26 protein-coding genes are annotated in these 26,935 nt (G+C 72.9%); 11 read left to right on the plus strand and 15 right to left on the minus strand.

The window, feature by feature from the left end; all coding sequences use genetic code 11:
- Positions 1–56: 56 nt before the first annotated feature.
- Both melC1 and melC2 read left to right on the plus strand, forming a co-directional pair.
- Positions 57–434 carry an apotyrosinase chaperone MelC1 gene (gene melC1 / locus ACWGIF_RS04895; protein WP_385147509.1) on the plus strand — a complete coding sequence of 126 codons (378 nt, stop codon included), beginning with the start codon at positions 57–59 and terminating at the stop codon, positions 432–434.
- Entirely contained in the window at positions 431–1,279 is an 849-nt protein-coding gene (gene melC2, locus ACWGIF_RS04900) for a tyrosinase MelC2 (protein WP_453491150.1), read from the plus strand. Before melC1 ends, melC2 begins: the two co-directional genes overlap by 4 nt.
- Here the strand turns inward: melC2 and ACWGIF_RS04905 are convergent.
- Both ACWGIF_RS04905 and ACWGIF_RS04910 read right to left on the minus strand, forming a co-directional pair.
- Complete coding sequence (locus ACWGIF_RS04905; RefSeq protein ID WP_453491153.1) at positions 1,234–1,938, minus strand: response regulator; 705 nt, start codon at positions 1,936–1,938, stop codon at positions 1,234–1,236. The genes melC2 and ACWGIF_RS04905 overlap by 46 nt on opposite strands.
- A complete protein-coding gene (locus ACWGIF_RS04910; RefSeq protein WP_453491156.1) occupies positions 1,935–3,581 on the minus strand; it encodes a sensor histidine kinase in 1,647 nt (548 codons plus the stop codon). The genes ACWGIF_RS04905 and ACWGIF_RS04910 overlap by 4 nt, the downstream gene beginning before the upstream one ends.
- A gap of 105 nt (positions 3,582–3,686) precedes the next feature.
- On the opposite strand from ACWGIF_RS04910, the gene ACWGIF_RS04915 reads away from it, so the two are divergent.
- Positions 3,687–5,096: a cation:dicarboxylate symporter family transporter gene (locus ACWGIF_RS04915; protein WP_453491158.1), complete on the plus strand. Its 1,410-nt coding sequence runs from the start codon at positions 3,687–3,689 to the stop codon at positions 5,094–5,096.
- Positions 5,097–5,380: 284 nt separating this feature from the next.
- On the plus strand, positions 5,381–7,150 hold the full coding sequence (locus ACWGIF_RS04920) for a S8 family peptidase (protein WP_453491161.1): 1,770 nt from the start codon (positions 5,381–5,383) through the stop codon (positions 7,148–7,150).
- 171 nt (positions 7,151–7,321) lie between these two features.
- Here ACWGIF_RS04920 and ACWGIF_RS04925 read toward each other — a convergent pair whose 3' ends face one another.
- The 3 genes from ACWGIF_RS04925 to ACWGIF_RS04935 all read right to left on the minus strand — a co-directional run bounded on the left by ACWGIF_RS04925 (position 7,322) and on the right by ACWGIF_RS04935 (position 9,557).
- Positions 7,322–8,002, minus strand: coding sequence for a (2Fe-2S)-binding protein (locus ACWGIF_RS04925; protein ID WP_453491164.1), 681 nt, complete (start codon positions 8,000–8,002; stop codon positions 7,322–7,324).
- 208 nt (positions 8,003–8,210) lie between these two features.
- Positions 8,211–8,621, minus strand: a complete 411-nt coding sequence (locus ACWGIF_RS04930; protein ID WP_453491167.1) for a VOC family protein — start codon at positions 8,619–8,621, stop codon at positions 8,211–8,213.
- Positions 8,622–8,756: 135 nt separating this feature from the next.
- Positions 8,757–9,557 carry an alpha/beta fold hydrolase gene (locus ACWGIF_RS04935; RefSeq protein ID WP_453491170.1) on the minus strand — a complete coding sequence of 267 codons (801 nt, stop codon included), beginning with the start codon at positions 9,555–9,557 and terminating at the stop codon, positions 8,757–8,759.
- A 140-nt stretch (positions 9,558–9,697) separates the two neighbouring features.
- On the opposite strand from ACWGIF_RS04935, the gene ACWGIF_RS04940 reads away from it, so the two are divergent.
- Positions 9,698–10,384, plus strand: a complete 687-nt coding sequence (locus tag ACWGIF_RS04940; protein ID WP_453491172.1) for a GNAT family N-acetyltransferase — start codon at positions 9,698–9,700, stop codon at positions 10,382–10,384.
- An 81-nt stretch (positions 10,385–10,465) separates the two neighbouring features.
- On the opposite strand, the gene ACWGIF_RS04945 is transcribed toward ACWGIF_RS04940, so the two are convergent.
- A complete protein-coding gene (locus ACWGIF_RS04945) occupies positions 10,466–11,494 on the minus strand; it encodes a TolB family protein (protein WP_453491175.1) in 1,029 nt (342 codons plus the stop codon).
- A 283-nt stretch (positions 11,495–11,777) separates the two neighbouring features.
- On the opposite strand from ACWGIF_RS04945, the gene ACWGIF_RS04950 reads away from it, so the two are divergent.
- Positions 11,778–13,034, plus strand: a complete 1,257-nt coding sequence (locus ACWGIF_RS04950; RefSeq protein WP_453491178.1) for an alpha/beta hydrolase — start codon at positions 11,778–11,780, stop codon at positions 13,032–13,034.
- Here ACWGIF_RS04950 and ACWGIF_RS04955 read toward each other — a convergent pair.
- Positions 13,012–14,490, minus strand: coding sequence for a carboxylesterase/lipase family protein (locus ACWGIF_RS04955; protein WP_453491181.1), 1,479 nt, complete (start codon positions 14,488–14,490; stop codon positions 13,012–13,014). The two genes, ACWGIF_RS04950 and ACWGIF_RS04955, sit on opposite strands and share 23 nt — an antisense overlap.
- Positions 14,491–14,588: 98 nt before the next feature.
- Here ACWGIF_RS04955 and ACWGIF_RS04960 point away from each other — a divergent pair, with 98 nt between their 5' ends.
- Positions 14,589–14,924 carry a hypothetical protein gene (locus ACWGIF_RS04960; RefSeq protein WP_453491184.1) on the plus strand — a complete coding sequence of 112 codons (336 nt, stop codon included), beginning with the start codon at positions 14,589–14,591 and terminating at the stop codon, positions 14,922–14,924.
- A 95-nt stretch (positions 14,925–15,019) separates the two neighbouring features.
- Positions 15,020–15,307, plus strand: coding sequence for a chaplin (locus ACWGIF_RS04965; RefSeq protein WP_453491187.1), 288 nt, complete (start codon positions 15,020–15,022; stop codon positions 15,305–15,307).
- Positions 15,308–15,392: 85 nt separating this feature from the next.
- On the opposite strand, the gene ACWGIF_RS04970 is transcribed toward ACWGIF_RS04965, so the two are convergent.
- The 5 genes from ACWGIF_RS04970 to ACWGIF_RS04990 all read right to left on the minus strand — a co-directional run bounded on the left by ACWGIF_RS04970 (position 15,393) and on the right by ACWGIF_RS04990 (position 20,464).
- Positions 15,393–16,256 (minus strand): tyrosinase family protein, encoded by an 864-nt coding sequence (locus tag ACWGIF_RS04970; RefSeq protein ID WP_453491190.1) that lies wholly within the window; start codon positions 16,254–16,256, stop codon positions 15,393–15,395.
- A 30-nt stretch (positions 16,257–16,286) separates the two neighbouring features.
- Complete coding sequence (locus tag ACWGIF_RS04975; RefSeq protein WP_453491193.1) at positions 16,287–16,658, minus strand: tyrosinase family oxidase copper chaperone; 372 nt, start codon at positions 16,656–16,658, stop codon at positions 16,287–16,289.
- Between the two features lie 496 nt (positions 16,659–17,154).
- A complete protein-coding gene (locus ACWGIF_RS04980; RefSeq protein ID WP_453491196.1) occupies positions 17,155–18,297 on the minus strand; it encodes an acyl-CoA dehydrogenase family protein in 1,143 nt (380 codons plus the stop codon).
- On the minus strand, positions 18,294–19,493 hold the full coding sequence (locus ACWGIF_RS04985) for an acyl-CoA dehydrogenase family protein (RefSeq protein ID WP_453491199.1): 1,200 nt from the start codon (positions 19,491–19,493) through the stop codon (positions 18,294–18,296). The genes ACWGIF_RS04980 and ACWGIF_RS04985 overlap by 4 nt, the downstream gene beginning before the upstream one ends.
- A complete protein-coding gene (locus tag ACWGIF_RS04990) occupies positions 19,490–20,464 on the minus strand; it encodes an NADPH:quinone oxidoreductase family protein (RefSeq protein ID WP_453491202.1) in 975 nt (324 codons plus the stop codon). The genes ACWGIF_RS04985 and ACWGIF_RS04990 overlap by 4 nt, the downstream gene beginning before the upstream one ends.
- A gap of 277 nt (positions 20,465–20,741) precedes the next feature.
- On the opposite strand from ACWGIF_RS04990, the gene ACWGIF_RS04995 reads away from it, so the two are divergent.
- Together ACWGIF_RS04995 and ACWGIF_RS05000 are read left to right on the plus strand one after the other, a co-directional pair.
- Positions 20,742–21,893, plus strand: a complete 1,152-nt coding sequence (locus tag ACWGIF_RS04995) for a hypothetical protein (RefSeq protein ID WP_453491205.1) — start codon at positions 20,742–20,744, stop codon at positions 21,891–21,893.
- 50 nt (positions 21,894–21,943) lie between these two features.
- On the plus strand, positions 21,944–22,882 hold the full coding sequence (locus ACWGIF_RS05000; RefSeq protein ID WP_453491209.1) for an SDR family oxidoreductase: 939 nt from the start codon (positions 21,944–21,946) through the stop codon (positions 22,880–22,882).
- A 105-nt stretch (positions 22,883–22,987) separates the two neighbouring features.
- Here ACWGIF_RS05000 and ACWGIF_RS05005 read toward each other — a convergent pair whose 3' ends face one another.
- Both ACWGIF_RS05005 and ACWGIF_RS05010 read right to left on the minus strand, forming a co-directional pair.
- The gene (locus tag ACWGIF_RS05005) at positions 22,988–23,821 is read right to left on the minus strand and encodes an enoyl-CoA hydratase/isomerase family protein (protein ID WP_453491212.1); all 834 of its coding nucleotides are present in this window, start codon (positions 23,819–23,821) and stop codon (positions 22,988–22,990) included.
- A 58-nt stretch (positions 23,822–23,879) separates the two neighbouring features.
- Positions 23,880–24,644: a PIG-L deacetylase family protein gene (locus ACWGIF_RS05010; RefSeq protein ID WP_453491215.1), complete on the minus strand. Its 765-nt coding sequence runs from the start codon at positions 24,642–24,644 to the stop codon at positions 23,880–23,882.
- A gap of 18 nt (positions 24,645–24,662) precedes the next feature.
- Here ACWGIF_RS05010 and ACWGIF_RS05015 point away from each other — a divergent pair, with 18 nt between their 5' ends.
- On the plus strand, positions 24,663–25,454 hold the full coding sequence (locus ACWGIF_RS05015; protein ID WP_453491218.1) for an MBL fold metallo-hydrolase: 792 nt from the start codon (positions 24,663–24,665) through the stop codon (positions 25,452–25,454).
- A 1-nt stretch (position 25,455) separates the two neighbouring features.
- Here the strand turns inward: ACWGIF_RS05015 and ACWGIF_RS05020 are convergent, their stop codons facing one another.
- Entirely contained in the window at positions 25,456–26,766 is a 1,311-nt protein-coding gene (locus tag ACWGIF_RS05020) for an alpha/beta fold hydrolase (RefSeq protein ID WP_453491221.1), read from the minus strand.
- Between the last annotated feature and the right edge of the window lie 169 nt (positions 26,767–26,935).

Raw genomic sequence — 26,935 nt, forward strand, 5'->3', positions numbered from 1 at the left:
CGATGATGTCCGGATAATGGCCAACCCCCTCCCCCGCCCTGATACCTCTTCGGGCCATGAACAAGATCACCCGCCGTCAGGCCTTGGGGACGACTGCCGGCGCACTCACCGTCCTCGGCCTCGCCGCTGCCGCCACAAGCGCCGCCGCGACTCCCTCCGCGTCCACCACCCCGGGCGCGGTCGACGAGGTCTACAAGGGCCGTCGTATCCAGATCACCCCGGGCGGAGGCGGCCATCACGGAGGCCACCACTCCCCCGGCCAGCCCACCGTCCGAATAGACGGCAGAGAACTGCACGTCATGCGCAACGCGGACGGCAGCTGGATCAGCGTGATCAACCACTACGAGACGTTCGCCGACCCCACGTCGCTCGCCCGCGCCGCGGTCCGCGATCTCCAGGGTGCCGCCCTCGTTCCCTTCGGAGGTGCGGCATGACCGTCCGCAAGAACCAGGCCACGCTGACCGCCGAGGAAAAGCGCGCCTTCACCTCAGCCCTGCTGGAGCTCAAGCGCACCGGCAGCTACGACCGCTTCGTCACCACCCACAACGGGTTCATCATGAGCGACACCGACTCGGGCGACCGGGTCGGCCACCGCTCCCCTTCCTTCCTCCCCTGGCACCGGCGCTTCCTGCTGGAGTTCGAGGAGGCGCTGCAGAAAGTGGACGCGAACGTCGCGCTGCCCTACTGGGACTGGACCGCGGACCGCACCGCCCGCTCCTCCCTCTGGGCCCCCGACTTCCTCGGCGGCACCGGACGGGCCCGCGACGGGCAGGTCATGGACGGTCCGTTCGCGTACGCGACGGGCAGGTGGAACATAGACGTACGGGTCGACGGGCGCTCGTACCTGCGGCGCGCGCTCGGCTCGGCCGTCGCCCAGCTGCCGACCAAGGCCGAGGTGGAGTCCGTACTCGCCATGCCGGTCTACGACGCGGCCCCCTGGAACAGCTCCTCCAGCGGCTTCCGCAACCACCTGGAGGGCTGGCGAGGCGCCAACCTGCACAACCGGGTGCACGTGTGGGTGGGCGGGCAGATGTCCACCGGGGTCTCCCCCAACGACCCGGTGTTCTGGATGCACCACGCCTTCATCGACAAGCTGTGGGCCGACTGGCAGGCCCGGCACCCGCAGTCCACGTACCTGCCGGGCGCGGGCACGGCGAACGTCGCGGACCTGAACGACACGATGCGGCCGTGGAACGACGTGACTCCGGCGGACATGCTGGACCACCGCAAGTTCTACACCTTCGACACCGAGCCGGCCGCCGCCGCCAGCCAGCGGTAGTGCAGTTCGGGGCGGCCGACCTGGCCGTACCGGGGGGTGCGGTCCGCGCGGCCGGTGTCCACCAGGTGCTCCAGGTAGCGCCGCGCGGTGATCCTGGAGATCCCGGCCGCCTCGGCCGCCCCCGCGGCGGTCAGCCCCTCGGTCGCCGCCCGCAGCAGCACGGCGACCCGGTCCAGGGTCGGCGCGCTCAGCCCCTTGGGCAGCTCGGCCGGGCGAGGCGCGCGCAGGGCCGCCATCGCCCGGTCGACGTCGTCCTGGCCCGCAGCCTCGCCCGCCGTCGCGCGGAACTCGGCGTAGCGCAGGAGCCGTTCGCGCAGGGTCGGGAAGGCGAAGGGCTTCAGGACGTACTGGACCACGCCGAGGGAGACGCTCTCGCGGACCACGGCGAGGTCCCGTGCGGAGGTCACCACGATCACGTCCACGGGGTGTCCGGCGGCGCGCAGCCCGCGCGCGAAGCGCAGGCCGTGCCCGTCCGGCAGGCCGAGGTCGAGCAGCAGCAGGTCGACGCGGGTCCGCTCCAGCACCCGGGTGGCCTCGGCGAGCGAGTGGACAGTGCCGACGGCGGTGAAGCCGGGTACCCGGCCGACGTAGAGCGCGTGTGCGTCGGCGGCGACCGGGTCGTCCTCGACCACCAGGACGCGCACGTCCGCCCCGCTCACCGCCGGCTCCCCGGCGTCCGGTCCGCGCCCGCGTCCTGCAGGGGTGCGATCGGCAGGCGGACCGTGAACTCGGCTCCGCCGCCCGGACCTTGCGCGGCGACCACCGCGCCACCGTAGCGCTGCACCACCTGCCGGACCAGTGCGAGGCCGAGGCCGCGGCCCTCCCCCTTGCCGGACCAGCCGCGGCGGAAGACGTCCACCCCCTCGGGCAGTCCCGGCCCGTTGTCCGCGACACGCAGCAGCAGCTGCTCCCGCTCGGGCCGCAGCGTCACCGCGATCCGGGCCCCCGGTACGGCGGTGACCGCGTCGACCGCGTTGTCTATGAGGTTGCCGAGCACGGTGACCAGGTCACGGGCCGACGGCAGCCCGCTCCCGTCGGCGAGGCTGCGACTGTCGGCGAGACTGCGGCTGTCCGAGGTGACGACCAGTTCGACGCCACGCTCGTGGGCCTGGGCGGCCTTGCCGAGCAGCAGCGCCACCAGCACCGGCTCTCCCACGGCGGTGACCACCTCGTCGGTGAGGGCCTGGGCGAGTTCCAGCTCGGCGGTGGCGAAGTCCACCGCCTCGTCCGCCCGGCCGAGTTCGATGAGCGAGACCACGGTGTGCAGCCGGTTGGCCGCCTCGTGGGCCTGGGAGCGCAGGGCCTGCGTGAAGCCCCGCTCGTGGTCCAGCTCGCCGGTCAGCGCCTGCAGTTCGGTGTGGTCGCGCAAGGTGACCACGGTGCCCCGGCGGCCGCCGCCCGCGACCGGTGAGCTGTTGACCACCAGCACCCGGTCCGCGGTCAGGTGTACCTCGTCCACGCGGGGGCGGTCGGCGAGCAGTGCTCCGGTGAGGGGGGCCGGCAGACCGAGGTCGGCGACGCCGGTGCCGGTGATCTCGCCCGGCAGGCCGAGCAGCTCGCGCCCGGCGTCGTTGATCAGGGTGATCCTGCGCTGCCCGTCGAGCATGAGCAGCCCCTCGCGGACCCCGTGCAGGGCCGCCTGGTGGTAGTCGTACATCCGGCTGAGCTCGGCCGCGTTCATGCCATGAGTGTGGCGGCGCAGCCGTGCGTTGACGACGTACGTGCCGGCCCCGCCGAGGGCGAGCGCGCCTCCCGCGACCCATGCGAGGGCGGAGAGCTGTGCGCCGAGCCGGTCGCTGATGGCGCGGACGGTGATCCCCGCGCTGACCAGGCCGACGATCCGCTCGCCGTCCTCCAGGGGGGTGACCACGCGGATGGAGGGGCCGAGGGTGCCGGTGTAGGTCTCGCTGAAGGTCTCGCCGCGCAGCGCGGGGGCGGTGTTGCCCATGAAGGGCTCGCCGATGCGGCGCGGGTCGGGGTGGGTCCAGCGCCGTCCGTCAGGGGCCATGATCGTCACGAAGTCCACGCCGGAGTCCACGCGGACCTTCTGCGCGTACGGCTGGAGCTCGACCGACGGGTCGGTCCCGCGGGCCGCTCCCCGTACGGCCTCCCGTACGGACGGCGAGTCCGCCACCGCGCGGGCCACGGCCCCGGCCTGGCGCCGGGCGGCATCCTCGGCCTGGCCCCGGGCGGTGGCGTACGCGAAGACGGCGCAGCCCGCGACGACCACCGCGACCAGCAGCACCTGCATGGCGAAGAGCTGGCCGGCGAGGCTGCGCGGCGGTCGGGGGAAACGGAACATGGCGCTCAGTGTGCACCGGGTCATGAACTCAATGAACGCAAGGGTGACCGGGGTCACAGCGCTGGGCGATGGTCTCCCCGAACGCATTCACCACCAGGAGGCATCGTGGCCGCCAAGCGCGACAGAACGCACTATCTCTACATCGCGGTGATCGGCGCGGTGCTGCTCGGCATCGCCGTCGGGTTCGCCGCCCCCGGCGTGGCCGTGGAACTCAAGCCGCTGGGCACCGGCTTCGTCAACCTCATCAAGATGATGATCTCGCCCGTGATCTTCTGCACGATCGTGCTGGGCATCGGATCCGTCCGCAAGGCCGCCAAGGTGGGCGCCGTGGGCGGGCTCGCCCTCGGCTACTTCATGATCATGTCCACGGTGGCCCTCGCCATCGGCCTGCTGGTCGGCAACCTGCTGGAGCCGGGCAGCGGACTGCACCTGACCGAGGCGGCCCGCAGCGCGGGCGAGGCACAGGCCAAGGCGGGCGGGGCCGAGAGCACGCCGGAGTTCCTGCTCGGGATCATCCCGACCACGCTGGTGTCCGCCTTCACCGGAGGCGAGGTACTGCAGACGCTGCTGGTCGCGCTGCTCTGCGGGTTCGCACTGCAGGCCATGGGCACGGCGGGCGAGCCGCTGCTGCGGGGCATCGGGCACGTGCAGAAGCTGGTGTTCCGGGTACTCGCGATGATCATGTGGGTGGCTCCGGTGGGCGCCTTCGGCGCGATCGCGGCGGTGGTCGGGGCCACGGGCATCGATGCACTGAAGTCCCTCGCCGTCATCATGATCGGCTTCTACACGACCTGTCTGCTCTTCGTCTTCGTGGTGTTGGGCACCCTGCTGCGGGTGTGCACCGGGGTCAGCGTCTTCGCCCTGCTGCGCTATCTGGGCCGGGAGTTCCTGCTGATCCTCTCGACGTCCTCGTCCGAGTCGGCGCTGCCGCGCCTGATCGCGAAGATGGAGCACCTGGGGGTCTCGCGTCCGGTCACCGGGATCACCGTGCCGACCGGGTACTCCTTCAACCTGGACGGCACCGCGATCTACCTGACGATGTCCTCGCTGTTCGTCGCCGAGGCGATGGGCACCCCGCTCGCGCTGGGCGAGCAGATCTCGCTGCTGCTGTTCATGATCATCGCCTCGAAGGGGGCTGCAGGGGTGACCGGTGCGGGTCTGGCCACGCTCGCCGGCGGACTGCAGTCGCACCGGCCGGAACTCGTGGACGGGGTCGGCCTGATCGTGGGCATCGACCGGTTCATGAGCGAGGCCCGGGCCCTGACGAACTTCGCGGGCAACGCGATCGCGACGGTGCTCATCGGGACGTGGACGAAGGAGTTCGACCACCAGCGGGCCTCCGAAGTCCTCGCGGGACGGCTGCCTTTCGACGAGTCCACGCTCGTCGACGACGGGCACGGGACGGAGCCGGCTGCCGGGCTGGAGAAGACCGGGACCGGGCCGGCCGCACCGGACGCGACCCCGACCGCCGTACCGGCCGCGTCGCACAGCCCCAAGGACGGCGTACCGGTCTAGGCCGCGTCTTCGGATCGCGCCGGTCCGCCCTCACGGGCCGGCCGGGCAGGGCTCGCCCCCACGGTGCCCAGCCCGGCCGGCCCGCCGCATTCTCCGCACTTGCACCCATAGTCGGTATTCGGCCACCGATAAACGAACCTCCATGCTGGGAAAGGTACTTCCGCAGCAGGCTGTGTGCATGACATCTTGCGTCCACCACTTGTTTCGTACGACCCGGCATGACCACCGGGTCTTCGGAGGACGCATTGATACCCCACATATCCAGCCGACCTCGACGTACGCTCGTGCTGGCAGCCACACTCGGCGCGGCACTGGCCTTCGGGGCCCCCGCCGCACTCGCCGGCACGGCCCCCGTCTCTCCCTCCGGCTCCGCCGCCCCCGCGGCGGCGGCGCCTCAGGCTGCGGCCTCGACTTCCCAGAGTGCGACCTGGGTTGCCGGTACCCGTGCCTACCTCGTGATCACTGCTCCCGGTGACACCACTGCGGTGCGCAATGCCATCACCGCCAACAGCGGCACGGTCTTCCAGGCCTACGACGCGATCGGCGTGATCGTCGCCCACTCCGCGTCAGGCGGCTTCGCCACCACCATGCGCGGTGTGAGCGGGGTCCAGCAGGTCGGCGCGACCCGTACCTCGGACGTGCCGGCGGACGCCTACAACCCGGCGCTGCCCGCCAACCCGTCGCAGTCCACGACGCCTTCGGGCGAGCCGGTCCGCGCCGACATGACCCAGATCAAGGCGGACCAGGCCTGGGCCGTCACCACCGGCTCCGCCTCCGTCAAGGTCGGCATCCTGGACACCGGTGTGGACGACCAGCACCAGGACCTGGCCCCGAACTTCAACGCGGCGGACTCCGCGTCCTGCGCGTACGGCAAGCCGGACGCCCGTACGGGTGCCTGGCGGGACGTGGGCACCCACGGCACGCACGTGGCCGGTACGGTCGCGGCCGCCAAGAACGGCAAGGGCGTCATCGGCGTGGCCCCGGGCGTGAAGATCTCCTCGGTGCGCATCGCCGAGCCGGGCTCCTCGCTCTTCTTCGCCGAGAACACCGTCTGCGGCTTCATGTGGGCGGGTGACCACGGCTTCAAGGTCACCAACAACAGCTACTACACGGACCCGTGGCAGTTCAACTGCCCGGACAACGCCGACCAGGCCGCGATCATCGAGGGCGTCAAGCGCGCCCAGGAGTACGCGGAGGGCAAGGGCTCGCTGCAGGTCGCGGCGGCCGGCAACTCCAACCTCGACCTGGCCAACAAGACCGTCGACACCGAGAGCCCGAACGACTCGACGCCGGTCACCCGCACCATCACCAACGCCTGCCTGGACATCCCGACCGAGCTCCCGGGCGTGGTCACGGTCTCGGCGATGGGCACCACCGCGAAGGCCTCGTACTCCAACTACGGTCTGAACGTCATCGACGTGACGGCCCCGGGCGGCGACGCCACCGGCATCTACAGCACCCTGCCCGGCGGCAAGTACGGCAGCATGAGCGGTACATCGATGGCCTCACCGCACGTCGCCGGTGTGGCCGCGCTGCTGGTCAGCACCAACCCGGGCATCACCCCGGCGCAGCTGCGCGACAAGCTGGCCACCCAGGCCAACGACGTCGCCTGCCCGTCGGACAGCCGCTGCAAGGGCACCACCACGAAGAACGGCTTCTTCGGCGAGGGCCAGGTCGACGCCCTCAAGGCGGTCGGCTCCACCCCGCCGCCCGGCAAGTACTTCGAGAACCCGGGTGACGTCGCCATCGGTGACAACACCACCGTGGAGAGCCCGATCACCGTCGCCGGTGTCACCGGCAACGCCCCGGCCACCCTCAAGGTGGGCGTGAACATCGTGCACACCTACATCGGCGACCTGAAGGTCGACCTCATCGCGCCCGACGGCACCGTCTACACGGTGCACAACCGGGCCGGCGGCAGCACGGACAACATCAACCAGGTCTACACGGTGAACGCCTCCTCCGAGGTCGCCAACGGCACCTGGAAGCTGCGGGTCAACGACAACGCCGGCGGCGACATCGGCAAGATCGACTCCTGGAACCTGACCTTCTAAGGGTTTCCGGGACGCGCCGGCGGCGCAGGACGTCGGCCATCCGGCCGAAGACGACGTCGCAGTGCTGCTGCGGGGCCATCGGGGTGCGGTGCAACTGCGCCCCGGTGGCCTCCGTCCGTTTGCACGTACGCACGACGCGTGCGCAGCAGGCACCACGCGCAGCAGGCACCGTCACCGGGCCCGCCTCCCGGTCCGCAGGACGCAGTCCCCGCAGAGCCCGCCGCCGGGCACCTGGTAGTAGAGGCAGCAGCTGCGCCGGACGAAGGCCACCCCGAGCCCCTCCTCGTGGAGGAACGTGCCGGTGCCCGCGAGGGCTCCGCCCTCGGCCAGCAGAGCGCCCGTCAGCTCCACGGCGACGCCGCCCGGAACCCGGTCGATCAGCACACGCAGCGCCCCGACGAGCCCCGACGCCGCGTTCCCCCGCAGCACCTTCGACGAGACGCCGAACCGCTCCCGCAGGCCGGCGTCGAGTACGTCCAGGTTCCCCAGGACGGTCTCCCCGAGCATCGCGGGCGGCAGGTCGGCGGGCTCGGGCAGCCACAGCTGCAGCGACCCCGTGTCCGGCAGCCGCCACCACACCCGCTCGGCGGCGAGGTCCGGCACCCGGCCGGCCAGCGCCGCGCACCCCAGCCCGAGCGACCACAGCCGGGAGGCGATCCCGAGCTGCGCGGTCGAGGCGGCCACCCTGCCGGGACCACTGCCGATCCGCCGGCCCACCTCGGCGACGTACGGCTCGAGGTGCTCCCCGTACAGCTCGGTCAGCGGCCGAAAGCCGGGCCCGGGCGGCTCCTTCCCGTACGGGACGGTGAAGAAGGGTCCCACGGCGGCCAGTCGCCGCAGTACGTCGTCCATGCCGGAATGATCGCAGGTCCGCCGCAGCGTGCTCACGTCACCTGGGCGCCAGGAAGGCGGGCCGTACCCGTACGCGGACAGCCCGGGGGGCATGTCTGGGGGGCGTGGCCGGCAGCGACGCAGCGCGTTCCGGGTCCTCCGGGCCCGTCGCCCGGCAACGGAGCAGGCCGCGGCGTGCGCCACGGCCTGGTCGGACGGATCTCCCCGATCAGGCGGGGTCCGGGGTGGCTCCTTCGAGGATCTCCAGGTAGTGCGGGTTGCGCATGATGCCGAGCACGTTGCCGAACGGGTCGGTGACGGCCGCCGTGACGAAGCCCCCGTCGCCGTGCGCGGTGATCGGCTGGTACTCCTCGGCTCCCAGCTCCAGCAGCCGCTGCCGGACCGCCGTGAGGTCGTCGACCGCCCAGTAGGCCACCGCACCGCCCGGGTCCTTGGCCGCGCCCGGCGGGGCGTAGCGGCGGTCGACGATGCCCAGCTCGTGCTGGTAGTCACCGATGCGGAACTCGGCGTACCCGGGCCGCTCGAAGTAGGGGGCGATCCCGAGCAGCTCGGTGTACCAGGCCTTGGCCGCCTCCAGGTCGTCGGCCCAGAAGTTGATCGTCGCAAACCCGCGCAGCATGAGCGTCCTCCTCGACTGAAACATCCGTCCCGACTGTACGGCGGCCCCCGCGGGCCCGCCCTCCCGTTGCAAAGACACAGTCGGGCGGATCCCGCCCGCCTCACGATCGGGGGGCCGGCGGTCGCCTCGCCCGGCTCAGAGCCCGGCGAGGAACTCCAGCAGCGCCCGGTTGAAGGCCTCCGGCTGCTCCACGCCCGGCAGGTGGCCGGCCCCCTCGACCACGGTGAGGACCGAGTGCGGCAGCAGCGCGTGCAGGGCCTCGGCCTCCGCGACCGGGGTGTAGACGTCGTCCGCGCCGACGAGGACCAGGCAGGGCTCGGCGGCCACGGCGAGCACCGGCCGGTAGTCGGGGCGCTCGGCCCGGCCGCGCAGAGCGGCGGCCGCGCCCTCGGGGTCGGTGGCGCACATCATGGCGCTCACCCGCGCGGCGGCCTCGGGCATGCCGATCACGTTGTAGGGCGCGAGCATCTTGTCGATGACCTCTTCGGCGTAGGGCTCCATGCCCTCGGCGAGGAGCCGTTCGGCGGTCTCGCGGCGGAGCTTCGCACCGTCCTCACTCTCCGGAACCGGGGAGGTGTCGGACAGGACGAGGGCCCGTACCAGACCCGGGTGGCGCAGTCGCATCTCCATCGCGATCTGACCGCCCATGGACACACCGCCGACGACCACCTGTTCGATGCCCAGACCGGCGAGGAGGGAGGCGAGGTCATCGGCGAGATCGGCGAGCAGCGCCTTGCCCGGGAGCACCGGGCTTTCCCCGTATCCCCGCAGGTCAGGCGTGATCACGCGGTAACCGGCGGTCGTCAGTGCGGCCGTCTGGGGGGCCCACATCGTGCGGTTGAAGGGATGTCCGTGAATCAGGATTACGGGCACTCCGTCCCGGGGACCCGAGTCGTCGAAAACCAATGGCACGCCATTGCCAAATTGGGGGTTCATGAGAGGACTTTAAGGGGCTACATTGAGCCACTCGCGTTCACCTGACAGCCGGTTGCCTTTCACTCGTGTTTTGCACGGGGGGCGACGTCATGGACGCAGACTGTGCAACCACCCCACCGCCCAGAAGGACCGAAGGCTCCGTGCCCGTACCCGTACACCTCGCGGGCCGCACCGTGCGGCTCGAGCCCCTCGCACCCCACCACACCGAGGCCCTGGCCGTGGCCGGTGCCGAGGATCGTACGACTTACGCCTTCACCCCCGTACCCCATGGGGTGCAGGCGTCCCACGAGTACATCGACCGTGCCCTCGCCGATCAGGCGGCGGGTCGATCGCTCCCGTTCGCGGTGGTCAGAGCCACCGACGGGCGGGTCGTCGGTTCGACCCGGTTCCTGGAACTCGACTACTGGCAGGGGCCGCTGGTGTGGCCCGCCGTGCCAGGCGTCCCGTTCGGCGATCCGGCCACGGCGATCCCCGATGCCGCCGAGATCGGCAATACCTGGCTGTCCCCGGGCGCCCAGGGGACCGGCATCAACACCGAGGCGAAGCTGCTCATGCTCCGCCATGCCTTCGAGACCTGGGGCGTCCGGCGCATCTCGCTGCGCGCGGATGCGCGCAACGGTCGATCGCGGGCCGCCATGGAACGGCTCGGCTTCACCAGTGAGGGGGTCCGCCGGGCTCATTCGCGGGGGCTCGACGGCGCCGTCCGCAGTACCGCCTTCTACTCGGTCCTCGACGAGGAGTGGCCGGCCGTGCGGTCGATCATCGAGCTGAGGCTGTCGGCCGGCGCGCAGCGCAAGCGGCGCCGCAAGACCCTGGTCCCGGCCTGACCAGGACGGAAGAACAGAAGAACGGAAAAACGGTCCTGCCCCCGCCCCCGCTCCGGCGTGCACGGCCCCGCTCCGGCCTCCTCATCCGAGGAAGGCCGGGGCGAGAGCCGAGGCCATGAGCCGGGTCGGGGCGCCGCTCCCGTCGGCCGGCACGGCGTACAGGTCGGCGCCGAAGTCCCCCGGCAGTGAGTAGGCGACGGTGCGGTCGTCCGTCCATACCACCTGGTCGTCCACGCTCCGCTCCTCGCCGAGCGGGGTCTCCGTGCCGGAGGCCAGGTCCAGGGCGTACAGCCGCCACGGCGCCTCGGCCGGCAGGTCCGGCACCCGCTTCTTGAAGACCACCCGGGTCCCGTCCGGCGCCAGGGACGGGCACTCGGCGTTCTCGCGCAGGGTGGTCACGCTGCGCTCCGCCAGGTCCCCGCGGACCAGGTGGGTCCGGCCGCCGGTGCCCAGGGTCGCGTAGAAGGTCCGCTCGTCGGCGGCGAAGGTCACGCCCCAGAAGTTCACGTCGGCGCTGCGGTACGGCTTGCCGTCCTTGAGGACGGTGAAGTCCTCCAGCGAAGCGTCGAGCCTGCCGGTGCGCAGGTCGAGCACCGAGGTCCGCGTCGAGAAGTTCGTACCGGCGTAAGAGTCTCCGCCGACGAACACGGTCCAGGCGACGAGGCGCCCGCCGGGTGACACCCGGGCCCGGGTGGGGACGCCGCCGAGCGGATGCGCCGACACCTCCTGCAGGCGGGCGTCGAGGACGACGGCCCGGTAGCCGTCCTGGACCCCGCTCCCTTCGGCTTGGAGGCAGATCCCGGTGCCCCCGGCCGCGTGGAAGCGCAGACAGCTCACCCCGGACGCGGTACGGGCGCCCTGCGGCGCGTCGGCCGGCACGGTCGCGAGCTCGTCACGGTGCGGTCCCCAGGCCATGTTCCGGAACACGATCCGCCGGCCGCCCTCGCCCGGGGTCAGCAGGACCGCGCCCGGGGAGATCCGCGGGCCGCCGGTGCGGGCCTGGTCCTTCTCCTGCGCCCGGGAGGAGGCCCTCAGAACGGCGAGGGCGCCCACGGCGGCGAGCAGGACCACGACGGTGGCGAAGATCAGGATCCGGCGCGTGAGGGTCATGGGGTGACTCCGGGCATGGTGGGCGTTCCGGGCATGGTGGGAGTTCCGGGAGCGGCGCGGGGGCACCATACCCAGCGGCATGCGCAGGGGCCAGGCACGGGCGGCGCCGGGAACGAGAACTCCTGCGCCGGTGCGGGCGGCAGGCAATGGCCTCCCCCAGGAAACCCCAAGAGAAGGAAAAACGCGGAACCCTGACGCCCTTTCGTTCATCCTGCGAACGGAAGGACCAGCCGTCAGACCACCCCGCCCCCCTGGGGCAGCACCATCCGGAGAGCCACCGCACATGTCGTACGCACCCGACGGGCAGCAGTACCAGCCGTACCGGCCGCAAGCGCAGCACCCGCAGCCGCAGCCGCAGCCGCCCCACGGCGACCAGTACGGCCGGCCGTACGGACAGCAGCCGTACGAGTCCGGGGGCGGCGCGCTGCCTCCGTACGGGCAGCAGCCGCAGGACCACGAGGATCAGCCCGAGCCTGCGCGCCGCAGGTCACGGGCCCGGCGCTGGCTGATCGTGGGTGCCTGCGTACTCGCGCTCGCGGGCATAACCGCCGGCGTGCTGAACCACTACGAGATACCCCCCTTCACCGACAAGGGCTCCGCGGTCTCCTTCGGTCAGACGCCCGGGGGCGGCGGCAAGAACAACGACGGCGCCCCGCAGTCGGCGAGCTCCAAGATGCTCATGCCGACCGGGCCGGCCGCCGAGTTCAAGAATTCGATGACCCTCCCCGACGGCACCCACGTGGCCGTCACCACGCTGGACGGCAAGAAGTCGGGCTTCAAGGGCAAGGTGTGGGTCTGGGCTCCCAAGGAGTACAGCGACCCGAAGTTCGCCAAGAGCGGCTTCCCGGTCATGATCGCCCTCCCCGGCGGCGCGGGTTTCCCGAACAACTACTGGATGGGCACCGACCTCGGCCTGCAGACCAGCATCGGCAAGTGGTACGCCGAGGGGAAGAGCAAGCCCTTCATCCTCGCCATGCCGGTGCTCAACCCCGAGCCGGACGACAAGGGCGTCTACTGGGACGGCTCCGACATCCCCGGCCAGCCCAAGATGGGCACCTGGCTGACCGAGGACGTACCGGACCTGGTGAAGGCGAACTTCCGCACCGTCAAGTCACGTGACGGCTGGGCTTTCATGGGCTCCTCCACCGGCGGGTTCGCGGGCCTGAAGGCCGTGTTGAAGCACCCGGACAAGTTCAAGGCCGTGATCGCCTCCGGCCCGGACATCGTCCCGGACTCCTCCCTGTGGAAGGGCCACGACAAGGAGAAGGCCGAGAACAACCCGGAGGTGCTGGCGAAGCAGCTCATCGACCGCAAGGGTCCGGACGTGTATCTCGCCTTCCAGGTCGGCGACAGCGAGAACAACAAGAAGACCCTGCCGGACGTGCAGAAGTTCATCGCCACCTTCGGCAACAAGGGGCCCGTCCACACCGACCTGAGGGTCATCAAGGGCGGCCAGCACAACGCGAAGACCTACGTCCCGAACATGGGCGAGGGACCGGTCCAGTTCATCAGCAAGGTCATGGAAGGACCCGTCGAGTAGCCGTCGGCGCCTCCGTCCGATCGGGCTCCGGCCCGCCGAACACCTTCGGCGGGCCGTCGCCGTTCCAGGCCTCCCAGCCCGGATCGCCCGTCACCGCGAACCGCACCCAGGCTGCGTGCATCTCGTCGGCCAGCTCCTGCGGGGCGTCCGGCCCGGCCAGCCAGGAGGCCTCGGGCGCCGCGAGCGTGTCGAACACGAAGCCCAGCTCCAAGGCGTGGCAGGCGCCGAGCCCCGGGACGCCGGAGGGCCAGCCGAACTCGTACAGGAAGCTCGGCGCAGCCCGCCGCGCCCCCGCGAGCCTGCGCAGCGGGTCGCGCAGCAGCGCGTCGGTGAGCAGCTGTCCGGCGAACTCGGCCGGACTCGCCGCGGGCAGGGCGGCCCGCAGCACCCGTACGGCGGCCCGGTCCTTGCCCGCCCGGGCCCGGGCCAGTGCCACGGCGAGCGGGCCCAGCCGGTCCAGCAGCCGCATCCCGCCGGTGGGGGCGAGCCAGAGCCGGTACTCGTCGCTGGTCCAGCCGAGCAGCAGGGGCACCTGGGCGGAAGCGGCGCCGGTGGCCAGGGCGTGAAGGGGGTCGTCCGGGACCGTGGCGGGGTCGGTGACCAGGCCGAAGGCGGGTCCGCCGAGGAGCGGACCCGACGTGCGCAGGGCGGCGGCCTGCGCGGCGAGCAGGTGGGGCAGGGCGGTGGCCGTGAAGGCCGCGGCGGTGGCGTCCACCTTGAGCAGCGAGGCCATCCGCCGGACCATGGTGCGGACCTTGACGCGCGGCAGGACCTCGGGGGCTCCGCTCTGCAGGACGGCCCGGGAGAAGAGCCCGGACGCCCGCGGGGCGGCCAGGAGCGAACCGATGCTGATGGCTCCGGCGGATTCGCCGAAGACGGTGACGCGGTCGGGGTCCCCGCCGAAGGCCTCGATGTTGTCGCGGACCCACTCCAGGACGGCGATCTGGTCCAGGAGGCCGCGGTTGGCGGGGGCGTCGGGGAACAGGCCGTAACCGAGGACACCGAGGCGGAAGTTGCAGGAGACGAGCACGACCCCGTCGCGGGCGAAGGCCGAGCCGTCGTAGACGGGAACGGCCGAGGAGCCGCGGGTGTGCGCCCCGCCGTGAATCCACACCATGACGGGCAGCCGGACCCCGGGAGCCGGGTCGGGGGTCCACACGTTCACGCTCAGGCAGTCGTCGCCGGGGATCTCCGGGTCGGGCAGCAGCGCCGCGAAGGTGTCCGGATAGGCCACCTTGGGCGCGGTGGGGCCGAACGCGGTGGCGTCGCGTACGCCGTCCCAGGCCGCGGGGAGCGCGGGCGCGGCGAAGCGGAGGGCTCCGACGGGCGGGGCGGCGTACGGGATGCCCAGGAAGACGGCGGTCCCCGCGGCCCCGGTCCGGCCCTCGACCACGCCGGCCCCGGTCCTGACCCGCGGCCGGCCACCGACACCGCCGACGGCGCCCTCTGCGCTCATCTCATCCTCCTGAATGCCGCAGCTGGGCGCACGGTCGCACAGCCGTCCCAAGGGTGACAAGGCGTGACCGGGCCGGGGCGCGGCGCGGTTGGTCGGGCATGCGATCCCTGCGTATCCCCCACACTCTGCCCGTCCTGGCCGTGCCTGTCCTGCTGACCGGCGCCGCGCTCCTCGCCGGCCCGGCGCACGCCGGCACCGGGCCGGACTTCCAGTACGTCGGCCAGGACGACCGGGCCCACGGGCTCACCGCGCCGAAGGGCTGCGTCGAGGCTGAGGGCGGCGGCTCCCGGGCGGTCACCAACAAGACCGGGGGCTCGGCGACCCTCTACCAGGGCCGGCGCTGCTCGGGCCGGGTCGTCGGGGTCATGCGGCCGGGTGATGTCGGCCAGGTGCGGCCCTATTTCGCCTCGATCCGTTTTCCCGTCACCGGGTAGGCCCAGCGGCCGTGACCCCTCGCCCGCCCCGGCGTTGTACGCCATGTCAAATGCCGCACTTCCTGCGGCGCCCTATATCTCACGAGGAGATCTTGATGTCGCGTATCGCGAAGGCATTCGCCATCACCGCTGTCACCGGTAGCGCCGTGGTCGCCGGTGCCGGTCTGGCCGTCGCCGATGCCGGAGCGCACGGTGCGGCGGTCGGCTCCCCCGGCGTCCTGTCGGGCAACCTGCTCCAGGTCCCGGTGCACGTCCCGGTCAACGTCTGTGGCAACACCGTGAACGTCATCGCTCTGCTGAACCCGGCGTTCGGCAACACCTGCGCCAACGTGTCCGGCAACGGCGGCGACCACCACACCGAGGGCGAGGGCTACGGCCACTGATCGCCTGAGTACCTGAACATCTGAACGACGAAAATGCCCCCGCCGATCCGGCGAGGGCATTTTCCCGTGAAAGGTGCGGCTCGTGTCATTCGTAGCGGTACACGCCCCGGTGGCCGAGCGTCTCGCGCGGGGTGATGTTCCACGGCGGCATCGGCTCGTCGAGAGAGATCACCCGACCGCGCTGGAGGTCGCCTGAGGCGAGGGGGGCGGCGGGCAGGTAGCCGGAGCGGGGGTGCTTCTGCTGCCAGCGGTCCCAGATGAGGTCGACGAAGGCGTGGTGCAGCCAGAACGCGGGGTCGTTGGGCGCCGTGCCGCCCGTCATGTGGCCGCCGATCCACTGGTGCACCTTGTTGTGGTTGCGCCAGCGCTCGCTCCTGGGGGCGGCCCAGCCCTCCAGCTTGTTGCGGAAGCCCCCCGCGGAGGCGGTGGAGTCCCAGGGGGAGCTGTCGTAGACCGGGTCGTCGATCGCCCACTGGAGTTCCGCCGCGGTGGGCAGCTTGATCGGGTTCTGCGGGCGGCCGAGATTGCGGGTGAGGAAGGCGGATTCCGTGATGCCGACGGTCACCGTCCACTTGCCCTTGTCATAGGCGAACGGTCCGGTCATCACCTTGCGGTCGCCCGCCCGGCCGGTGCCGCCCAGGAAGTCGTCGGCCCACAGGGAGGAGACCGGGCTGGTGTCGGTGGTCCAGTCCCAGTACGGGATGGACACGCCCCGGTCGACCGCCTGGAGCTGCTTCTCGAACTCCAGCAGGTAGAGCCGGTGCCAGGGGAAGAACGACGGGGACATGTGCCCGACGCGCAGCTTGCGGTCGCGGTCGGGCACGAAGTACTTGTCGTGGGTGCGCACCAGGGCGTCGTAGGCCCCGCTGCGCTTGAGCTCCAGCACCGCCGCCGTGAACCGCTTCTTCTGGGCGCTGGTCAGGTTCTTCTGGTTCTGCCGGGTGTGCAACGCGGGGCTCCTTCCGTTCCCGTGGATGTGTCAGCCGTGGTGCGGGGCCCCTGTGAAGGCCAGTTGGGCCGTGCCCAGTTCGTCGACGGCGGCGCGGGCCAGTTCCAGAGGTGTCCCGTACGACTCGAAGTGGTTGATCCCGCTGAGGTAGCTGCCGTCGGCCCGGCGCATGACGTGCAGCGGGCGGCCGTCGATGCGGACCCCGGCGACGTCGACGGCGATGTGCCGGCCGCGGTACGTCTCCTCCTCGGCGAGCGGCGCCGGGGTGAGGGTCTGGCGGGGGCGCCGCGCGCGCAGCACGGGGGCCAGGACCGCTGCCGTGCCGGCGAGCAAGGCAGCGGTGAAGGCCGTGCGGAGGACCGCGCGGCGGGTCAGTGGTGCGGCGGCGGATGCTGCGAACATACGGTCTCCCTCGCTCGGTGGCCCGCGGCTACGGGTCTAACGCCGCACGGCGGGGGAGGTCACCCCGGGACGCCGCGAAGGCGGGGCGGGAGGAGGTCGCAGAAGATCGCGGCCCTGCGCAGCGCGCGGGCGAGGGCGGCGGAAACGGCGGTGTGACGGCGTCCGGAGAGCCAGCCCGGTGCAGGCCTGCGTGGACGGCCGCGCCTGCACATACGCCGGTCGCGTACACCAGCGGCAGCGCCGGCGGAGGGAACTCCCCGCAGGGGACGTCGCGGACGACCTCGCCGGTGACACCCGGTCAGGATCCCTCCAGGACGAGGCAGGGCCCACTGGCGGAGACGACCGCCCACCACGTCGGCGGGGAGCACGACGGGAGGATCGCCGCACGCACGACGATCCTGTCCGCCGGCCCGGAGCAGAGCGTTCCCCCCGACCGGGGATGGCCGACGGACTCGTCACCGGGCGTACCGGCACCCGTGCCCCACCTCCCGTGGGGCTACGGGGCCGGGAGTTCCGCGAAGTCCGCGACCAGGCCGCGGTGGTGTCCCGCCGCGCCGAGGGCCAGGGAATCGGCCTTGGCCCGCTTGAGGTAGAGGTGGGCCGGGTGTTCCCAGGTCATGCCGATGCCGCCGTGGAGCTGGACGCACTCCTCGGCGGCGCGGACGGCCACGCCCGAGCAGTAGGCCTGGGCCACGGCGACCGTCAGGGGTGCGTCGGGGGCCGCGGTGGCGAGGGCGTCGGCCGCGGCCCTCGCCGCCGCACGCGCGGAGGCGACGTCGAGCCAGAGCCGGGCAAGGCGGTGCTTGAGGGCTTGGAAGGAGCCGATGGGCCGGTTGAACTGGTGGCGGCCGCGAACGTGGGCGACCGTCTCCGTCAGGCACCACTCGGCGATCCCCAACTGCTCGGAGGCGAGCAGGCCCGCCCCCGAGAGCAGGGCTCCGGCGACGGCCGCGCGGGCCGTTGCCGGGTCGGCGAGGCAGGTGCCCGCCGCCGCGTCGAGGGTGACGGTGGCGAGCGGGCGGGTGAGGTCCAGCGGCACCTGGGGAGTCACTCCGACCGAGGCGGCCGGAACGGCGTACAGCCCCGTGTCGGCCACGACCAGCAGGACGTCGGCGGCCACCGTGTCCGCCACCGCGGTGACCCTGCCGGTGAGGACACCCCCGCCGGAGTCGCGGACGGCGGCGGGCAGGCGCGCCCCCGGGGCGAGGGTCAGCGGCACGGCCGGTGCGCACACGGTGCGGCCGGAGGCCAGCTCGCGCAGCAGCGGGGTGGCCTCAGGGGTGTCGCAGCCGAGCAGGATCTCCGTGGCGAGCACGGCGCTCGTCAGGTACGGGGCGGGCGCCACGGCCCGGCCCAGCTCCTCCAGGACCACGGCCGCCTCTCGGTGACCGGCGCCCTGCCCCCCGAGCTTCTCGGGTACGAGGAGTCCGGCCGCGCCGATCTCGACGGCGAGGGTGTGCCACAGGGCCGGATCGTGCGGCCGGTCGGTCTCGGCCCGGGCGAGAACGCTCTTCGCGTCGCAGCGGTCGGTGAGGAGCGCCCGGACGGCGGAGCGCAGCTCCTCCTCGGTCTCGGAGTAGAGCAGGTCGGCGGGTGCCGCCGGCGTCGTCGGCGTGGTCGGCCTTGTCGGCGTCGTCATCGGGCGAGGTCCTTCCAGGCGAGGTCCTTGTCGTCGCGCGGCTCGGGGGGCAGGCCGAGGACGCGTTCGGCGACGATGTTGAGGAGGATTTCGCTGGTGCCGCCCTCGATGCTGTTGCCCTTGGCGCGCAGGTAGCGGTAGCCGGCGTCGCGGCCGGTGAAGTCGACCAGTTCGGGCCGGCTCATGGTCCAGTCCTCGTACAGGAGGCCCTCCTCCGCGAGGAGTTCGACCTCCAGTCCGCTGATCTCCTGGTTGAGGCGGGCGAAGGTCAGCTTCATGCCCGATCCCTCGGGGCCGGGCTGTCCGGCGACGAGCTGCTGGCGCAGGCGTTCCCCGGTCAGCCGGGCCACCTCGGCCTCGACCCACAGTTCCAGCAGCCGCTGGTGAAGCGCGTGGGTGCGCAGCTCGGGGCGTTCGCGCCAGGCGGCGGCGACCGGTGCGATCATGCCGCCCTCGCGCGGGATGCGCATGCCCCCGATGGAGACCCGCTCGTTCATGAGGGTGGTGCGGGCGACCGCCCAGCCCTCGCCGACCGCGCCGAGGCGGTGGGCGTCGGGGATGCGGACGCCGGTGAGGAAGACCTCGTTGAACTCCGCCTCGCCGGTGATCTGGCGCAGCGGCCGGACCTCGACGCCGGGGGCGTGCATGTCGCAGAGGAAGTAGGTGATGCCCTGGTGCTTGGGGAGCGCCGGGTCGGTGCGGGCGATCAGGATGGCCCAGCGGGCGTTGTGGGCGCTGGAGGTCCACACCTTCTGGCCGTCGACCACCCACTCGCCGGTGTCCTCGTCGAGGACGGCGCGGGTGCCGAGCGCGGCCAGGTCGGATCCGGCGCCGGGCTCGCTGAAGAGCTGGCACCAGACCTCTTCGCCGGTCCACAGGGGGCGCAGGAAGCGGTGCTTCTGCGCCTCGGTGCCGTACGCGAGGATCGTGGGTGCGGCCATGCCGAGGCCGATGCCGATCCGGCGCGGGTCGTTGCCGGGGGCGCCCCCGGTCTCCAGCTCGGCGTCGACGACGGCCTGGAGGGAGCGGGGCGCGCCGAGGCCTCCGAGGCCCTCGGGGTAGTGGACCCAGGCGAGCCCGGCGTCGAAGCGGGCGCGCAGGAAGTCCGCACGGGACGTGGCCGCGGGCGGGTGCGCCCCGAGCAGTTCCCGCACGCGGGCGCGCAGTTCCTCGGCGGTGACGTACGTGCGGGTCATCGGGGGCCTCCGTCCAGGGCCGGTACGACGACCAGCCGGCCCGTCGTCGTCCCGTCGGCGAGGCGCTGTACGGCGTCGGCGGCCGCGGCGAGCGGGAGTCGTTCGCTGACCAGGGGCCTGATGGCGCCCTCGGCGGCGAGCCGGGTGAGCTCGGCGTGGCAGGCGGGGATCGCGGCGGGCTCCTTGGTGGCGTACAGCCCCCAGTGCAGGCCGAGCACGGCGTAGTTCTTCACCAGTGCGTGGTTGAGGGCCGGGGCGGGGATGGTGCCGCTCGCGAACCCGACGACGACGATCCGGCCCTCGAAGGCCACGCATTTGGCGGAGGCCGTGTAGGCGTCGCCGCCGACCGGGTCGTAGACGACGTCGGCGCCGCGTCCGCCGGTGAACTCCTTGACGCGGGCGACGATGTCCTCCGTCGTACGGTCGATCACCAGGTCGCAGCCGAGCTCCTCGGCGGTGCGCGCCTTGGCCTTGCCTCCGACGACCCCGATGACGGTGGCCCCGGCGGCCTTGCCGAGCTGGACGGCGGCGCTGCCGACGCCTCCGGCGGCGGCGTGCACCAGGAGGGTCTCGCCGGACTGGAGGCGGGCGCGGCGGTGCAGGCCGAACCAGCCGGTCTGGTAGCCGATGTGCAGGGCGGCGGCCTCGGCGTCGTCGAGCGTGTCCGGGGCCGGCAGCAGGGCGCGCGCGGGCGCCGTGACGTACTCGGCGAAACCGCCGTGCGGCAGGCTCGGATTGGCGATGACGCGGCGGCCGTCCTCCGTCTCGCCGCAGATCTCGACGCCCGGGGTGAAGGGCAGCGGCGGCCGGATCTGGTACTGCCCCCGGACGAGCAGCGCGTCGGGGAAGTTGACGTTGGCGGCGAGCACCCTGAGTCTCACCTCGCCCTCGCCGGGGACCGGTTCGGGAACCTCTTCAAGGCGCATGGCCTCACGAGGCTCGCCGGGGGTATGTACTCGCCATGCCTGCATCCGGGGCCTCCAGCCGCCGTCGAGGAATCACGCTCCGGGCGCATACTAAGCGGTCGCTTGCCCTCCTGTGAACCCATCCGAGCACCTCGGGGTACAGAGCGGTCCGTGTTGACGCGGACGGGTTCCGCGCCCCTCCGCGGCGGTCGGTGCGAACGCGCGTGCATATGGCCTGCCGGTCGGGCAGCATGTGTCCCGTAGATCAAATGGATCAACAGGCAGATGCCGTACGGCATATGACACGCACCATCAGGGGGACCCAGTCGTGAACAGAATCGGGATGAGAAGCGTGACGGCCGCGGCGGGGGCCGCTGCCGTCCTCGCGGGGCTGATCACCGCCGCCGGACCGGCCTCGGCGGCAGCCGGCACGGCCGCCTGCACGCCGGCCGTCGATCTCCTGCCCGCCCTGCCGGGGCTCGGCGGGGGCACGGTGGCGGGCTTCGGCGCAGACGGACTCGCGGTCGGCGAGAGCGGCGGCCGGCCCGCCTACTGGACCGGCGCCGAGCACACGGTCCACGCGGTCCCGCTGCCCGCCGGCTTCGACCAGGGCAGCATCAAGGCCGTCAGCGCCGAGGGCCTGATGGTGGGCAGCGCGACGCGCACCGCGGACCGCGCCGCCGTCGCCTTCACCCACCGGATGGGGTCCGCGACCTCCGAGGCGCTCACCGCGCCCGCCGCCGGGCACTACGAGGTGGATGTCGACGTCAACGCGTCAGGCCGGGTCGTCGCCGTGGACGGCGGCGTCGCCAAGGAGTGGGTGAACGGCCAGGTCGTGCGCGAACTGCCCGTTCCCTCCGATGCGATCCCGGGCACCCGGATCATCTCGCTGACCGGCATCAACAAGCGCGGAGACATCGTCGGAACGGCCACCGGCTCCTACTTCGACGCCGAGAACGACATCGAGGTCACCAAGACCTTCCCGGTGGTCTGGCCCGCCGGCGGCGGCTACCCGCCCTACAGCCTCCAGGTGTGGAACGGCTACCACGCCTCGTTCAGCACGATCGGCCGGGACATCGACGACCGGGGCCGGGTGGTCGGTCTGGAGCACTACCACTACCGCAACGACCCGACGAGGACCCCGGCCGTCTGGAAGAAGCCGTACGACGCCCTGCCCACCGACCCGGGCCGGCTGGGCGGCCACCGCGACCTGGAGCTGTCGGGCAGCAGCCCGACCACGAACGTGGCCGTCGGCACCGCGACCACCTTCGAGGAGAGCTGGCCCAGCTACTTCCAGGCCGTCTACTGGACCGGCAAGGGCGCTCCGCTGGCGCTGCCGCATCCGGCGGGCTCGACCGGCGACACCCTCAGCCGTGCCTTCGCCGCCACGGACGACGACCGGGTCGGCGGCTCCGTCGTCGACCGGAACACCCAGGCGAGCACGGCGGTGATCTGGAACTGCGCGAGCAAGCAGGCGTACGCGCCGCAGAGTTGATCCTCGCCGCGGCATGGCGATCTGGGCTCCCGCACGCTATCGATGGGCGCATGGAGAGCATCGACGGGCGCAGCGGGAACCCCCTGCGCGGCCTGCCCGCGCCGCCGCCGCCCGGTGTCGCCGCCCTGCCTCCCGGTACGTACGCCGGGCAGGTGGTCCTCGTGACCGGCGGCGGCACCGGGCTGGGCAAGGCCATCGCCACCGAGTTCGCCCGGCTCGGCGCCGATCTGGTGATCGCGAGCCGGCGGGCCGGGCAGCTGGAGGTGGCGCGCCAGGAGCTGGCGGCCGTCCCCGGCGCGGGCCGGGTGACGTCCGCCGTCTGCGACATCCGGGATCCCGAGCGGGTCGCCGAGGTCTTCGACGCGGCGCAGGCGGCGTTCGGGCTGCCCGACGTGCTGGTCAACAACGCGGCCGCGAACTTCCCGTCCCCGGCGGAGGACCTCTCGCCGAACGCCTGGCGGGCGGTGGTCGACATCACCTTGACCGGCACGTGGTTCATGACCCGCGAGTTCGCCCGCCGCCACCTCACCGCGGGCACCCCCGGGTCGATCGTGAACGTCGGCGCCTCGTACGCCTGGACCGGCGGCCCTGGTTTCGCCCACAGCGCGGCCGCCAAGGCGGGAGTGAAGAATCTGGTGGAGACGCTCGCCGTGGAGTGGGGCCCGTACGGCATCCAGATCAACGGGCTCGTCCCCGGTCTGTTCCCGCACGCCGACATGACCGAGGACATCCGGGGCGGCCTGGAGCGCGCCGCGTCCGCGCCCGGCGAGCCCGGCGCGCAGGACGCCCGGCAGCCCGCGCTGCGCGTCGGTGCGCCGCGTGAGCTGGGCTGGGCCGCCACCTTTCTGGCCTCGCCCTACGCCCGGTTCGTCACCGGCCACACCCTGGTGGTGGACGGCGCGAACTGGCAGCGCCGGTCGGTGGTCAATCCGGAGGTGGTCCCGGTGCGGGAGCAGCTGGGGCGCGGCGGGTTCGGTCCGTGCCCCTGAGTCCGCCCCGGCCTGCCCGGGCCTGCCTCGGCCCGCGTCGGCCCGCCTCGGCCCGCGTCGGCCCGCCTCGGCCCGCAGCCGCCGGCCTTTCCCGGTCGACCTTCCTCAGCCTCCCGTGAAGTGCGGGGGCCTGCGCGCCGCCTTGGCTCCGTACCCCTCGCGGCAGTCGTCCGAGGTGAGGGTGAGCGCCGCGGTCATCGCCACCCGGTCGAGGGCCGCGGGGAGGGCGGCGTCGGCGTAGGCGTCGACGGCGCGCTTGATGCCCTGGACGGCGAGCGGGGCGTTCGCGGCGATCTCCGCCGCCAGGGCGCGGGAGGTGGGCTCCAGGTCCGCGCCGGGGACGACCAGCTGGACCAGATTCAGGCGCTGCGCGGTCTCGGCGTCGATGCGCCGGCCCGTCAAGGCCAGGTACTTGGCCCAGCCCGCGCCCGCCTCGCGGGCGATCCGCAGGTCGCCGCCCGCGTCCACCGCCACGCCCAGACCGGCCTCCGGCAGGGCGAAGACGGCGTCCTCGGCCGCGACCCGGACATCGGCCATCAGCGCCAGCTCGAAGCCGAACCCGAGGCAGTACCCCTGGACGGCGGCAACCACCGGCTGCGGGAGGCGGGCGAGGACCGCGAAGCGCTCGTGGACCCAGCGGATGCCCTCGTAGTAGTCACGGGTGCGCTCGGCGGCCGAACCGCCCGTGATGGCGCCGCCCGGGGCGGTCACGTCGATGCCCGCGCAGAAGGCCCGGCCCTCGGCCCGCAGGAGCACCGTACGGACCGAGGCGTCGAAGCGGATCCGGTCCGCCAGCAGGCCCAGCTGGCGGGTGGACTCCCAGCTCCAGCCGTTGAGCTTGTCCGGGCGGCAGAGGGTGAGGACCGCGATGCCGTCCGACCGTTCCAGCCGGATCCGCTCCTCGCCCTCCGCGATCTCCGTGGAGATGGTGTCGATCACCGTTCCGCACCCGCCCCCCGTAGACGCATGACGGACCGTCAGACTAGAGGGATGCGGGTCAGCGGGGGAAGACCTCGAACGGGACCGCCGGACGGCCGCCGAAGCGGGCCGCCGCCTGCTGGACGTTGCCGGTGAGGAAGCCGCGCACGTACTCCTCGGGGTCCTGGTCCGTCAGCACCTCGATGTACGCCTTGTGCTCCAGCAGGGACTTCACCGAACGCTCGAGACCGGGCCCGGCGTCGGCCGCGTGCGTCGGGGTGTTGGATCCGGCGACCGCGACCCAGCGCACACCGTTCCACGGCTCCAGGCCCTGCTCGGAGATGAGTTCGGGGAAGATCCACCGGTTGCCGGCGTCACCGGCCGCGTCCAGCGTCGCCCGGCCGACGGCCTTGTGGTCGGGGGTGTTCCAGAAACCGCCGCCCTGCGCGCCTCCCCACGTGTCACGGTGATTGAGGGTGATCAGCAGCTCGGGGCGGTGCCGCCGGATGGCCGCGGCGATGTCCCGGCGCAGGTCGAGGCCGTACTCGACGATGCCGTCGCGGTAGTCCAGGAACTCCACCTCGGACACCCCGACGACCGCGGCGCTCGCCCGCTGCTCCGCCTCCCGCAGCGGCCCGCACACGTCGGGGGCGGTGCTGTCGATGCCCGCCTCGCCGCGCGTGGCGAGGAGGTAGACCACCTCGCGCCCGCCGTCCGTCCAGTCGGCGATCGCGGCCGCGCACCCGTACTCGAGGTCGTCGGGGTGGGCGACGACCGCGAGCGCGCGCGTCCAGTCGGTGGGCATGGGCTGCAAGAGGGCCTGCTGGGGAGTCTGTTCGGTCATGCATCGCACAATAGGCGAATGGAGAGACACGGGCGGGTAGTGGCACTGCTGGACGCCACCGGCAGCTTCTTCGAACCGGAGCACGTCGCCTTCCCCGGCGCCGATGCGGCCGACTGGGCGCGCGCGGCACTGCTCGATCCGGGCGCGGCCGGGCCGGACGGCACCTGGCTGCTGGACTTCCGCTGCTTCGCGATCGCCCGGCCCGGCGGCCGCTGGGTGCTGGTGGACGCCGGGGTCGGCCCGGCGCAGGGGCCCGCCGCCGGCTGGGCTCCGGTGCCGGGGCGGCTGCCCGCCGTCCTCGCGGCCGCAGGCATCGCTGCGGCCGACGTGGAGACCGTGGTCCTGACCCATCTGCACGAGGACCACGCGGGCTGGTCCTCGGGGGCGGACGGGCAACCGCTCTTCCCGGCCGCGCAGTACGTCGTCCAGCGCGCGGAGGTCGCCTCGCTGGACCGGGCGGACCCGGTGTGGGACTGGACGGTCGCGCCGCTGCGGGCCACGGGGCAGCTGCACGAGGTGGACGGGCCGCACCGGCTCGCGCCGGGCCTCACTCTGCTGCCGACGCCGGGGCACACCCCGGGACACCAGTCGGTGCTGGTGGAGCAGGGCCCCGGGGCCCGGGACGTGCTGGTCACCGGAGATGTGCTGGTGCACGCCGTGCAGCTGGGCAACCCCGCGGTCCCGTACTCCCACGAGCGCGACCGGGCCGCCGCCCGGGCCTCGCGGGAGGCGCTGCTGGCCCGGGCCGTGGAGCGCGGCGCCCTGCTGGCCACCGCGCACCTGACCCGCGCCTTCGTGGAACCCGCCTGACTCAGGCCTCGTCGCGTACGAGGGACAGCAGGCGGTCCAGGACACGGGTGCCGCCGGCGCGGACTCCGTCGTGCTCGAACTCGTCCGTCACCCAGGTCCGCAGGCCCCGGACGGCGCGGGCCGTGCGCAGCGAGTCCGCGGTGTCCACGTACATGTCGTCGTGGTAGACGGCGGCCGCCACCGGCACCTCGTTGGCCGCCAGGCGCGCCGGGTCGTAGAGGGGCTGCCAGCCTGTACGGGCGGCCAGGAGTTCGGCGGTCTCGCGGAGCGGGGCGAGGGCGGGGTCCGTGGTGAAGTGCCACGGGTGGATGGTCTCGCCGGTGAAGAGCAGGGGCTCGTCCCCCGCGAGGGTCTTGTCCGCGTCGAAGCAGGGGTGGCCCGCGCGGACCCGGTCGGCGGCCCAGGCGGTGGGCGTGGCCGGGTCCTGGGCGTAGATCGCCTCGTGGACCAGCGCGTAGAGGGGGTGGCCGGCGAAGGAGAGGAGCCCGCGCACGCTCTCCAGGAAGGCGTCGGACAGGGCCGGCCCCGCGGTCGTCGGGACGAAGGCGTCCTCCAGCAGGTAGTGGAGCTGGTGGCTGCCGTCGCCGCCGCCGAGGAGGATGCCGAGGGACTGGAAGGCCTCGACGGTCAGTGTGTGGCCGCCGGGAAGTGCGGCGGGGCGCTCAGCGAGGTGGGCGGCGATCCGGCGGGCGCGCTCGACGTCCATCGGGTAACGGTCGTAGTGGGCCAGGTTCTTGCGCTCGATGCGCGGGTACGCGGCCTCGTACACCTCGTCGGCGGTCGCGGTCAGGGACGGGAGGCCGCCGGTGATCAGGGCGGCGGCGAGGCCCTCGGGCGCGGTGGAGAGGTAACGGGTCGCACAGAAGCCGCCGAAGCTCTGGCCGAGCACGGTCCAGGGCGCGCCGCCGGTCAGGCCGGGGCGGATCGCCTCGGCGTCGCGCACGATGGAGTCGGAGCGGAAGTGGGCCAGGTAGTCGGCCTGTTGCGCGGGGGTGCCGCGCAGGGGCAGCGTCTGCCGGTTCACCGGGGTGGAGCGTCCGGTGCCCCGCTGGTCGAGCAGCAGTACCCGGTACTCGCTCAGGGCTCGCTCCAGCCAGGCCTGCCGGCCGATGAAACGGCGGGCGCCGAAGCCCGGACCGCCCTCCAGGTACAGCAGCCAGGGCAGGGTCTCCGGATCCTTGCCGGTGGCGACCACCTCGCGGGCGTACAGCTCGATCCGCTCCCCGTCCGGGCGCGCGTGGTCCAGGGGGACGGAGAACCGGTGGTCGGTGAGGACCGTTCCGGGCTGGCGGTAGCTGCGGGCGGTGGTCACGGACGGCCCCCTGGGGTACGAGGTACGGAGAACCGCGCCCCAGCCGGGTGGCGGCGGGGGCGCGGGTGTGGCGGTCCGCCGAGTCTAGGCCGTCTCTTTCGGATCTTGTCGGCCGAGCCCGCGGCGTCCGGGGGGGGGGCCCGCACGGCGGAGGGGGGCCCGGGGTAAG

The sequence above is a fragment of the Streptomyces sp. NPDC054849 genome (genome assembly GCF_053610945.1).

Bases quoted from the DNA above. Each gene is read 5' to 3' on its own strand.
- ACWGIF_RS05015 (WP_453491218.1), top strand. From the start codon at position 24,663: ATGGAGAGACACGGGCGGGTAGTGGCACTGCTGGACGCCACCGGCAGC.
- ACWGIF_RS04950 (WP_453491178.1), top strand. From the start codon at position 11,778: ATGTCGTACGCACCCGACGGGCAGCAGTACCAGCCGTACCGGCCGCAA.
- ACWGIF_RS04990 (WP_453491202.1), bottom strand. From the start codon at position 20,464: ATGCAGGCATGGCGAGTACATACCCCCGGCGAGCCTCGTGAGGCCATG.
- ACWGIF_RS05000 (WP_453491209.1), top strand. From the start codon at position 21,944: ATGGAGAGCATCGACGGGCGCAGCGGGAACCCCCTGCGCGGCCTGCCC.
- ACWGIF_RS04960 (WP_453491184.1), top strand. From the start codon at position 14,589: ATGCGATCCCTGCGTATCCCCCACACTCTGCCCGTCCTGGCCGTGCCT.
- melC1 (WP_385147509.1), top strand. From the start codon at position 57: ATGAACAAGATCACCCGCCGTCAGGCCTTGGGGACGACTGCCGGCGCA.
- ACWGIF_RS04935 (WP_453491170.1), bottom strand. From the start codon at position 9,557: ATGAACCCCCAATTTGGCAATGGCGTGCCATTGGTTTTCGACGACTCG.
- ACWGIF_RS04945 (WP_453491175.1), bottom strand. From the start codon at position 11,494: ATGACCCTCACGCGCCGGATCCTGATCTTCGCCACCGTCGTGGTCCTG.
- ACWGIF_RS04980 (WP_453491196.1), bottom strand. From the start codon at position 18,297: ATGACGACGCCGACAAGGCCGACCACGCCGACGACGCCGGCGGCACCC.
- ACWGIF_RS04965 (WP_453491187.1), top strand. From the start codon at position 15,020: ATGTCGCGTATCGCGAAGGCATTCGCCATCACCGCTGTCACCGGTAGC.
- ACWGIF_RS04985 (WP_453491199.1), bottom strand. From the start codon at position 19,493: ATGACCCGCACGTACGTCACCGCCGAGGAACTGCGCGCCCGCGTGCGG.
- ACWGIF_RS04995 (WP_453491205.1), top strand. From the start codon at position 20,742: ATGAGAAGCGTGACGGCCGCGGCGGGGGCCGCTGCCGTCCTCGCGGGG.
- ACWGIF_RS04925 (WP_453491164.1), bottom strand. From the start codon at position 8,002: ATGGACGACGTACTGCGGCGACTGGCCGCCGTGGGACCCTTCTTCACC.
- ACWGIF_RS04930 (WP_453491167.1), bottom strand. From the start codon at position 8,621: ATGCTGCGCGGGTTTGCGACGATCAACTTCTGGGCCGACGACCTGGAG.
- ACWGIF_RS04910 (WP_453491156.1), bottom strand. From the start codon at position 3,581: ATGTTCCGTTTCCCCCGACCGCCGCGCAGCCTCGCCGGCCAGCTCTTC.
- ACWGIF_RS05010 (WP_453491215.1), bottom strand. From the start codon at position 24,644: ATGACCGAACAGACTCCCCAGCAGGCCCTCTTGCAGCCCATGCCCACC.
- ACWGIF_RS04955 (WP_453491181.1), bottom strand. From the start codon at position 14,490: ATGAGCGCAGAGGGCGCCGTCGGCGGTGTCGGTGGCCGGCCGCGGGTC.
- melC2 (WP_453491150.1), top strand. From the start codon at position 431: ATGACCGTCCGCAAGAACCAGGCCACGCTGACCGCCGAGGAAAAGCGC.
- ACWGIF_RS04975 (WP_453491193.1), bottom strand. From the start codon at position 16,658: ATGTTCGCAGCATCCGCCGCCGCACCACTGACCCGCCGCGCGGTCCTC.